The 8,198-nt window shown below is 59.5% G+C and carries 9 protein-coding genes, 1 tRNA gene and 1 pseudogene; 6 read left to right on the top strand and 5 right to left on the bottom strand.

All coding sequences use genetic code 11. From position 1 onward, the window contains the following. Positions 1-105: 105 nt before the first annotated feature. From frsA to G5149_RS13280, 4 genes and pseudogenes are all read left to right on the top strand, one after another. A complete protein-coding gene (gene frsA / locus G5149_RS13265; protein WP_421212603.1) occupies positions 106-1,374 on the top strand; it encodes an esterase FrsA in 1,269 nt (422 codons plus the stop codon). Between the two features lie 62 nt (positions 1,375-1,436). Further along, entirely contained in the window at positions 1,437-1,829 is a 393-nt protein-coding gene (gene crl, locus G5149_RS13270) for a sigma factor-binding protein Crl (RefSeq protein ID WP_421212604.1), read from the top strand. A gap of 157 nt (positions 1,830-1,986) precedes the next feature. Continuing rightward, entirely contained in the window at positions 1,987-3,090 is a 1,104-nt protein-coding gene (gene proB, locus G5149_RS13275) for a glutamate 5-kinase (protein WP_033114873.1), read from the top strand. A 15-nt stretch (positions 3,091-3,105) separates the two neighbouring features. Further along, a pseudogene (locus tag G5149_RS13280) lies at positions 3,106-4,377 on the top strand (glutamate-5-semialdehyde dehydrogenase); the annotation flags it as partial. Between the two features lie 97 nt (positions 4,378-4,474). Here the strand turns inward: G5149_RS13280 and G5149_RS13285 are convergent. From G5149_RS13285 to rsgA, 5 genes are read right to left on the bottom strand one after another with little or no spacing between them, the layout of a single operon-like run. Then, the gene (locus tag G5149_RS13285; RefSeq protein WP_335875103.1) at positions 4,475-4,864 is read right to left on the bottom strand and encodes a hypothetical protein; all 390 of its coding nucleotides are present in this window, start codon (positions 4,862-4,864) and stop codon (positions 4,475-4,477) included. Between the two features lie 2 nt (positions 4,865-4,866). Beyond that, the gene (locus G5149_RS13290; protein WP_158111945.1) at positions 4,867-5,118 is read right to left on the bottom strand and encodes a DUF2960 domain-containing protein; all 252 of its coding nucleotides are present in this window, start codon (positions 5,116-5,118) and stop codon (positions 4,867-4,869) included. Then, a complete protein-coding gene (locus tag G5149_RS13295; RefSeq protein WP_005349372.1) occupies positions 5,108-5,377 on the bottom strand; it encodes a VF530 family DNA-binding protein in 270 nt (89 codons plus the stop codon). Before G5149_RS13295 ends, G5149_RS13290 begins: the two co-directional genes overlap by 11 nt. Then, positions 5,374-6,246 carry an archaetidylserine decarboxylase gene (gene asd / locus G5149_RS13300; RefSeq protein ID WP_421212605.1) on the bottom strand — a complete coding sequence of 291 codons (873 nt, stop codon included), beginning with the start codon at positions 6,244-6,246 and terminating at the stop codon, positions 5,374-5,376. The genes G5149_RS13295 and asd overlap by 4 nt, the downstream gene beginning before the upstream one ends. A gap of 28 nt (positions 6,247-6,274) precedes the next feature. After that, positions 6,275-7,309, bottom strand: a complete 1,035-nt coding sequence (gene rsgA / locus G5149_RS13305; RefSeq protein WP_421212606.1) for a small ribosomal subunit biogenesis GTPase RsgA — start codon at positions 7,307-7,309, stop codon at positions 6,275-6,277. 91 nt (positions 7,310-7,400) lie between these two features. Here rsgA and orn point away from each other — a divergent pair, with 91 nt between their 5' ends. Beyond that, on the top strand, positions 7,401-7,946 hold the full coding sequence (orn, locus tag G5149_RS13310; RefSeq protein ID WP_337073338.1) for an oligoribonuclease: 546 nt from the start codon (positions 7,401-7,403) through the stop codon (positions 7,944-7,946). Between the two features lie 178 nt (positions 7,947-8,124). Then, positions 8,125-8,197: transfer RNA gene (locus G5149_RS13315), tRNA-Gly, on the top strand. Position 8,198 lies beyond the last annotated feature (1 nt).

Raw genomic sequence — 8,198 nt, forward strand, 5'->3', positions numbered from 1 at the left:
CAATTTGGAGCCCTGTTTTTTTGTCTATCAATCTGTTGCGGGGTGGCTGAGTGGCGGCAAAAGTGGTTAAGATGAACCATTGCCTGATATGAATGAGACACTATCTTGGACTTGAACGAAGACCTTAACCTGACCGAACAGCTCTTTACCCGCGTCAAGAAGGTATTGGAAACATCCGAGATCTCCAACTCCAGTGCGGCTGACCTGGCGGAAGCCGAGTCAGATGAGATGTTTATCGACGGCTCCATGTCAAAGAGCTGGTATCGTCTGTTGCGTCGTCCTTCCTGGGCCTGGCAGGGGGCTGATCCCATCGAGGTGGAGCAAACCCTGGCCCGCATCGCCATGGCTAGTGGCGAACGCACCCACGATTGCTATCTCGATACCATCAAGGGTTATGTGCCCGGCAACTGGATTTACGAGTGGAGTCAGGTGGCTGGCAACTATTTCAAGCAGGGGCGCGCACTGCGCGAGCTGGGGGATAATGCTGGCGCCCTGAAACAGTTACTCAAGGCGGTACGCTATTACTCCATCGCCAGCTATCCTCATCTCAAAGACGATGAGCTGGCGGATCAGGCCCAGCTGCTTGGCAACATGGCCTATCGCGAGGCGGGTCGGCTGTTCAAGGTTCCGCTCAAAGAGATCCAGGTGCCTTTTCGCGGCAAGCATATTCAGGGTTATCTCCACCTGCCGACTACCGAAAAGCCGGTGCCGCTGGTGATCATCAGCGGCGGGATCGACTCCCTGCAGCTCGATTTCCTCAACTTCTATCTCAAACGGCTCGAGCCCAACGGTATCGGCATGCTATCCCTCGATATGCCCGGGATTGGCTATGCCGAGCATTGGCCATTGGTGCAGGATACCAGCCGCCTCCATCAGGCGGTGCTCCATTACCTTTCCGAAGTGGCCTGGGTCGATCATCAGCGTATCGCCATGGTGGGGATGCGTCTGGCGGGCAATATCGCAGCCAGATTGGCGTTTATCGAACCGTTCAAGCTGCGGACTGTGGTCTGTGTCGGCGCCGGGGTCAATCAGGTGTTTACCAATCAGGAGCTGTTTGCCAAGTGTCCGCGCATGATGCGGGACAGTCTGGCCAACCGGTTGGGGGCGGATGCAGCGCAGTGGGACGGCATGCGTACCAAGTGCCAGGTATTTTCACTTAAAACACAAGGATTACTGGGGACTCGCACCTCAGTGCCGATATTGAGTATTGGACACAAGCGAGATTTCATTTGTCCCGAGCAGGATGTACGGGCATTGGCGGCGGCCAGTCGTAACGGCAAGGCCATCGTATTCGACAAACAGCCTTTGCTGGAGGTGTATGACAAGGCTCTGGACGAAATCGTCGAGTGGCTGAAACAGCATTTGTGTACCTGACATTGCGCTAAAGAACTGACGCCATCCCGAGGTGGCGCGGCTTGTTTAACAGGGAGGTTAACATGTCTGAAAGAGTGACCTACAAGCGACTGCTGAGGCAGTTTGCTGCCATTGGCCCCTATTTGCGCGAAGATCTCTGCGAAGAGGGGCATTATCGTTTCGACTGCCTGTCGGTCTGTGTCAGCGCCAAGCCGGCGCCGGACAAACGGGAGTTCTGGGGCTGGTGGCTGGTGCTGGAGCAGGACGATCACCAGTTCCGCTATCACTATCAGTTCGGTTTTTACAATGCCGATGGTGAGTGGCTCGACAAGCCGATCCCCAAGAAGCATCAGGTGGAGGTGGAACGCACCCTCAACCGCTTCTACAAGCTCATCAGCGACAAGCTGGCCGCGCTTGAGTGTCACCTGTCTCCTGCCGAGCAGGTCACCAACGAGTTGACCGTAACGGCAGCCTGATCCCCTGAAGCTCTGCGAGTTGCATCTGTTACTCGCAGGGCTCCAGTTCTCTCTCCTCCCGTTTTTTCTCCTCTTCCACCGCACCATGAATTGCCTTGCAGGGCACCATGGCCGTGGGTATAAAGATATTCCTTACTTTTTTAGCCTTTATGCTCCCATGGAAAACAGAACCATAGTCGTCAAGTTGGGCACCAGCGTGCTCACAGGGGGGTCTTCCCAGCTCAATCGTGCCCATATGGTCGAGCTGGTCAGACAGTGTGCGGCCTTGCACCGTCACGGCCACAGGGTCGTGGTCGTCACATCAGGGGCTATCGCCGCCGGTCGTGAACATCTGGGTCACCCGCCACTGGCGCCAACCCTGCCCAATAAGCAGATGCTGGCGGCTGTTGGTCAGACCCAGCTTATTCGGGTATGGCAGGATCTGTTCAACCTCTACGGTCTGCATATCGGCCAGATGCTGCTGACCCGCGCCGATCTGGAAGATCGGGAACGCTATCTCAATGCCCGCGATACCATGCGCACCCTGCTTGATCACCGCATCATTCCGGTCATCAACGAAAACGATGCGGTGGCGACCGCCGAGATCAAGGTCGGCGACAACGACAACCTCTCCGCACGGGCCGCTATTCTGGCGGATGCGGATCTGCTGATCCTGCTGACCGACCAGAAGGGGCTCTTTACCGCCGATCCGCGCACCAATCCCGATGCCCAGCTCATTGAAGAGGTGCAGACCATCGACGATACCCTGCGCTCGCTGGCGGGTGACAGCGTCAGTGGCCTCGGTACCGGCGGCATGGCTACCAAGCTGCAGGCCGCCGATGTGGCGCGCCGCGCTGGTGTCAACGTGGTGATCGCGACCGGCCAGATGCCAGAGGTGATCGGTCGTCTCGCCAAGGGCGAGCGGATTGGCACCCTGTTCCCGGCGCTGGCGTCCCCGCTGGAAGGGCGCAAGAGCTGGATCCTGGCAGGCCCACCCCCTCACGGCGAAGTACATGTGGATCAGGGCGCAGTGGCCGCCATGAAGGAGAAAGGCTCCAGCCTGCTGCCCAAGGGGATTGTCGCAGTCAAGGGCGACTTTATTCGGGGCGATGTGGTGCGCATTCTTGATCCCAAAGGAGCCGAGTTGGCGCGCGGTATCTGCCGTTACGATCATCTGGAGCTGGACAAGCTGCGCGGCGTCCACTCGGATCAGATTGAGCAGGTACTGGGCTATGGATATGGTTCAGTAGCCATCCATCGAGACGATATGGTGCTGCTCTAATCAGCGGCACGGCATGAACAAAAGGGAACCGAGATGAGTCTGGAGAAAATGGGGCAGGCGGCCCGTGAAGCCGCCTATCAGCTGGCTACCGTCAGCACGGCGCAGAAAAACCGGGCGCTGGCCGCCATCGCCGACGAGCTGGAGGCGCGCAGTGAGCAGGTCCTCGCCGCCAACGCGAAAGATATCGCCGCCGGCCGTGAGGCGGGCTTGTCAGAGGCGATGCTGGATCGCCTGCTGCTCAATCCGGCCCGGCTGGCCGGGATTGTGGCGGATGTGCGCAAGGTGATCACGCTGGATGACCCGGTCGGCGCCGAAATGGATAGCCGGGTGCTGGAAAATGGCCTGCGACTCTCTCGTCGTCGGGTGCCTATCGGGGTTATCGGCGTCATCTACGAGGCGCGCCCCAACGTCACCATCGACATCGCCAGCCTCTGCCTCAAGACTGGCAACGCCAGCATATTGCGCGGCGGGCGCGAGACCTTCCACTCCAATCTGGAGCTGGTGCGGGTGATCCAGCATGCCTTGGCGGCCTCCGGTCTGCCCGAGGCGGCGGTGCAGTACATCGACAACCCGGATCGGGCGCTGGTCGGCGAGTTGCTGCGTCTCGACCGCTATGTGGACATGATCATCCCCCGTGGCGGTGCCGGCCTGCACAAGATGTGCAAGGAGAACAGCTCCATCCCGGTCATCATCGGCGGGTTCGGTATCAGCCATATTTTCGTCGACGAGAGTGCCGATCTGGTGCGCTCTCTGGCGATCATCGACAACGCCAAGGTGCAACGCCCCTCCGCCTGTAATGCCCTCGATACCCTGCTGGTACACGAGAAAGTCGCTTCGGCTTTCCTGCCGCAGCTGGTGACGCTGATGAACGAGCGCAAGGTGACGCTGGTGGCCGCGCCCAACGCCATGACGCAGTTAGCGGGTGCCGACAACCTGTGCGAGGCGGGGCCGGAGGATTTCGATACCGAGTGGCTCGGGCTGACCCTGGGGGTCAAGTTGGTGGCGGATGTGAATGAGGCGCTGGCCCATATGCGCGAGCACAACGCCGGCCACTCCGATGCCATCCTGACCAACGATTTGGCCAACGCCGAGCGTTTTGTCAATGGCGCCGGTTCGGCGGCTGTCTATGTCAACGCCTCCACCCGTTTCACCGATGGCGGCCAGTTTGGTCTGGGCGCTGAAGTGGCGGTGTCGACCCAGATGCTGCATGCCCGTGGCCCCATGGGGTTGACCGAGCTCACCAGCTACAAGTGGGTAGGGCAGGCCGATTACCTCAGCCGCGCCTGATAACCGGTTGTGTCAGATACAAAAATGCCGACCCCTTGGGTCGGCATTTTTTTCGCGGGTATCGTGCCGATACCACGCAGTGCGATATCCCTCGGGGTTATTCCCCGTGATAGAGCGCCTTGTCACCGTGCTTGAGCACATAACCCTTCCAGATAAAGAGGGTGTAGCCGCTGCCCTGCCACGACCAGTTGCCCTCCGCACCTTGACGGGTCAGCGCAAGCAGCTCGCCACTTGGTAGATGCAGTTCGGCCTGCGTCTGATCGGCGTTGAACAGCACGAAGGCGCTGCTGGTCTGGCTGGCATCGGTCGGATTGAGCCGGATACCCTCTTCAAACAGGCGCACACATTTGCCAGTCAGTGTTGACCACTGATAGCCCGCACTGCCGATACAGCCGTGGCTGTCGCGATCGCTGCCCACCAGATGTTGTTCCGGTGTACTGCATGCCGCCAGCAGCAGAGAGGCGGCCATCAGAGTCAAGGTGCGCATGGTTACTCCTGAATATCCCGTTCGATGACGATGTTGGAGAATCCCAACTCTTTGAAGTAGTTCTCCTGGTAATCCTTCACGCTTTTCTTGTCACGGCGACATACCTGAGCCAGCTGGGCCTCCATGGCGTGGAAACTGGAGAGATCCAGCCCTTCGGCTGCGGCGATGGCGTCGTAGATGCTGCGGAACTTGTCGTTGGCATAGCCGAGCTCTTTGGCCTGTTTTTTATAGGTGTACGTAATCTTAAAGGCCATCTTGCCCTTCCTTCTTCGATTTGGCTTGCTTGCGCTGGACGTAGAGGTAGAGGCTTTCGACCTTCTCCCGAGCCCAGGGGGTCTTGCGCAAGAACTTCAGGCTGGACTTGATGCTGGGATTATCGGTGAAGCAGCGGATATTGATCTGCTGCCCCAGCTCTTCCCAGCCATAGTGCTCGACCAGCGCGGTGACGATGGCCTCCAGCGTCAGCCCGTGCAGCGGGTTGTTCTTCTGCGAGGCGTTCGGTTGCTCGCTCATGCCTGCTCCGCCAGCTTGGCAAAGGGCTGACCCATGCGGGTGGTGACCCCGTTGGCCAGATGGTGCTCGAAACCGGCCAGCATGCCCGGACCAAACAGGCAGACGACAGTACTGCCCAGCTTGAACAGCCCCATCTCGGCGCCTTTTTGCAGGGTGATGGCCTCGTCGCCGGTGTAGTCCCAGCGCACCACCTTCTTCTCTTTGGTCGGAGCAATGTTACCGGCCCAGATGGTTTCGATGCTGGCCACGATAGTGGCACCGACCAGCACCAGCGCCATGGGGCCGTGCGGAGTGCGGAAGGTGGCGACCACCCGCTCGTTGCGGGCAAACAGGTTGGGCACGTTCTCGGCGGTGAGCGGGTTGACGGAGAAGAGATCCCCCGGCACGAACACCATGCTCTCCAGTACGCCGTCCAGCGGCATGTGGATGCGGTGATAATCCTTGGGCGCCAGGTAGATGGTGGCGAAGTCGCCATCCTTGAACGGAGCCACCAGATCTTCATAACCGCCCAGCAGCTCGCGGGCGCTGTAGTCGTGGCCCTTGGCCTGAATGATGCGACCCTGCTGGATGGGGCCGAGCTGGCTGACGGTGCCATCCACCGGCAGCGCCAGGGTCATGGCATCTTCTACCACGGGACGGATACCGGGCTTGAGCTCGCGGGTGAAGAACTCGTTGAAGCTCTTATAGTGGGCCGGACTCTCGTGCAGCGCCTCGCTCATGTCGACCTGGTACTGCTTGATAAAGGCCTCGATCACCCTGGTGGTGAGGTTGCCTGCTTCGGCAGCCGCAAGTTTGCCGACCAGGCGAGAGAGGGCGTGTTTGGGCAGACAGTATTGACCGGCAATTTTCAGGTTGTCAGTAATGCTCATGTTCATCATCAAGGTAGGTTGAATAGGGTCACAGGCGCGCCTGTTGGCGACCGTGACGGGCTTCCTGCATGGTTTCCAGGATGCGGTGATAGTTGTGGAAGCGATCGGCGCTGATGGCGCCCGCGTCGACCGCGGCGCGCAGGGCACAGCCGGGATCGTCCTTGTGGGTACAGTCGCGGAACTTGCAGCCACCTAGGTAGTCGCGGAATTCGACGAAGCACCAGGTGATGCGGTCGGCTTCCAGATGCCAGAGGGCGAACTCGCGGATCCCGGGGGAGTCGATGAGATCGCCGCCGCTCGGGAAGTGGTAGAGCCGCGCCGTGGTGGTGGTGTGCTGGCCGAGCCCCGAGTTTTCGGAGATCTCGCCGGTGAGCACATCCAGCCCCGGCATCAGGGCGTTGGTGAGGGACGACTTGCCCACCCCGGACTGGCCAACGAAGATGCTGATCTTGTCGGTGAGCTTGGCTTTCAGCTCATCGAGCCCTTCACCGCTCTCGCAGCTCACCAGCAGCACCTCGTAATTGAGCTTGCGGTAGGTTTCGAGCTGGCTCTCGATGCGCGTTCTGGCGGCATCATCAAGCATATCGACCTTGTTCAGCACGATGAGGGGGCGGATCTCCACATCCTCGGCAGCCACCAGATAGCGGTCGACGATGTTGGTGGAGAACTCGGGCATCACCGCCGAGACGATGATGATCTGGTCGATATTGGCGGCGATGGGTTTGACCCCGTCGTAGAAGTCCGGCCGGGTCAGTACCGAGTGGCGCGGATGCACCGCTTCGATGACGCCCGCTGTTGCGGCATTGAGGCCGGGACGCCACACCACCATGTCGCCGCAGACCAGACTGCTGATGCTGCTGCGCCGCAGGTTGCTGCGGTGAATGGTGCCATCGCTCGCTTCCACGTCCGCGTGCTGACCGAAACGGCTGATCACCACCCCTTCGATGGCCGGGCCAAACAGGGTGTCATCCACCTCTGTGGTGTGCTCTTTTTGCAGCCGCCGCTCGCGGTTGGCCTGGACGCGTCTTTGTTGACCCAGATTGAGTTTTGCTTTCTTTGCCACTCGATTCGCCAGTTTATGAACAGATCCAAAGCCAGTATGATACATGCAAATTGGCAAAATTCCGCCATTCCTCCCAACAGAGAGAGTAATCATGACAGTCAGCGCGCAGAACCTGGTATGGATCGACATGGAGATGACGGGTCTCGACCCCGAAGAGAACGTGGTACTGGAGATTGCCACCATAGTCACCGACAAGGACCTGAACGTGCTGGCCGAAGGGCCGGTCATCGCCATTCATCAGAGTGATGAAGAGCTGGCCAAGATGGACGAGTGGAACGTCAACACCCATACCAAGAGCGGTCTGGTGGCCCGGGTCAAGGCGAGTCAGCATGACGAGGCGAAAGCCGTTGCCGAGACCCTCGACTTCATTCGCCAGTGGGTGCCGGAGCGCACCAGCCCGCTGTGCGGCAATAGCATCGGTCAGGATCGCCGCTTCATGGTCAAGCACATGGCCGAGCTGGAAGCCTTCTTCCACTACCGCAACGTCGACGTCAGCACCATCAAGGAGCTGGTACGCCGCTGGCAGCCGGAACTGCTGGAGCAGTTCAAGAAGAGCGGCACCCACCAGGCGCTGGACGATATCCGCGAATCCATCGCCGAGCTGCAGTTCTATCGCAGCCACGTCTTCAAGATCTGATTCCCCGGCAAGGGGTTGTCATGCGCTGGCTGCTAAAATCGACAGTTCGGCCAGCTTTTGAGCGAACGCGCGCAACCAGACAAAAAAGCCCTTGCAATTGGAATGACTGCTCTTATAATTCGGCTCCCGTACAGTAGCGCAAGCAACCAAATGCTGTACGGCCTGTTTTAAGGTAGTTGCGGGAATAGCTCAGTTGGTAGAGCACGACCTTGCCAAGGTCGGGGTCGCGAGTTCGAGTCTCGTTTCCCGCTC

It is taken from the genome of Aeromonas sp. 600479, from assembly GCF_049175515.1.
GTDB lineage: Bacteria > Pseudomonadota > Gammaproteobacteria > Enterobacterales > Aeromonadaceae > Aeromonas > Aeromonas veronii_A.

Coding starts and splice junctions, on each gene's coding strand:
- crl (WP_421212604.1), top strand. CDS start 1,437: ATGTCTGAAAGAGTGACCTACAAGCGACTGCTGAGGCAGTTTGCTGCC.
- proB (WP_033114873.1), top strand. CDS start 1,987: ATGGAAAACAGAACCATAGTCGTCAAGTTGGGCACCAGCGTGCTCACA.
- G5149_RS13285 (WP_335875103.1), bottom strand. CDS start 4,864: ATGCGCACCTTGACTCTGATGGCCGCCTCTCTGCTGCTGGCGGCATGC.
- G5149_RS13290 (WP_158111945.1), bottom strand. CDS start 5,118: ATGGCCTTTAAGATTACGTACACCTATAAAAAACAGGCCAAAGAGCTC.
- G5149_RS13295 (WP_005349372.1), bottom strand. CDS start 5,377: ATGAGCGAGCAACCGAACGCCTCGCAGAAGAACAACCCGCTGCACGGG.
- asd (WP_421212605.1), bottom strand. CDS start 6,246: ATGAGCATTACTGACAACCTGAAAATTGCCGGTCAATACTGTCTGCCC.
- orn (WP_337073338.1), top strand. CDS start 7,401: ATGACAGTCAGCGCGCAGAACCTGGTATGGATCGACATGGAGATGACG.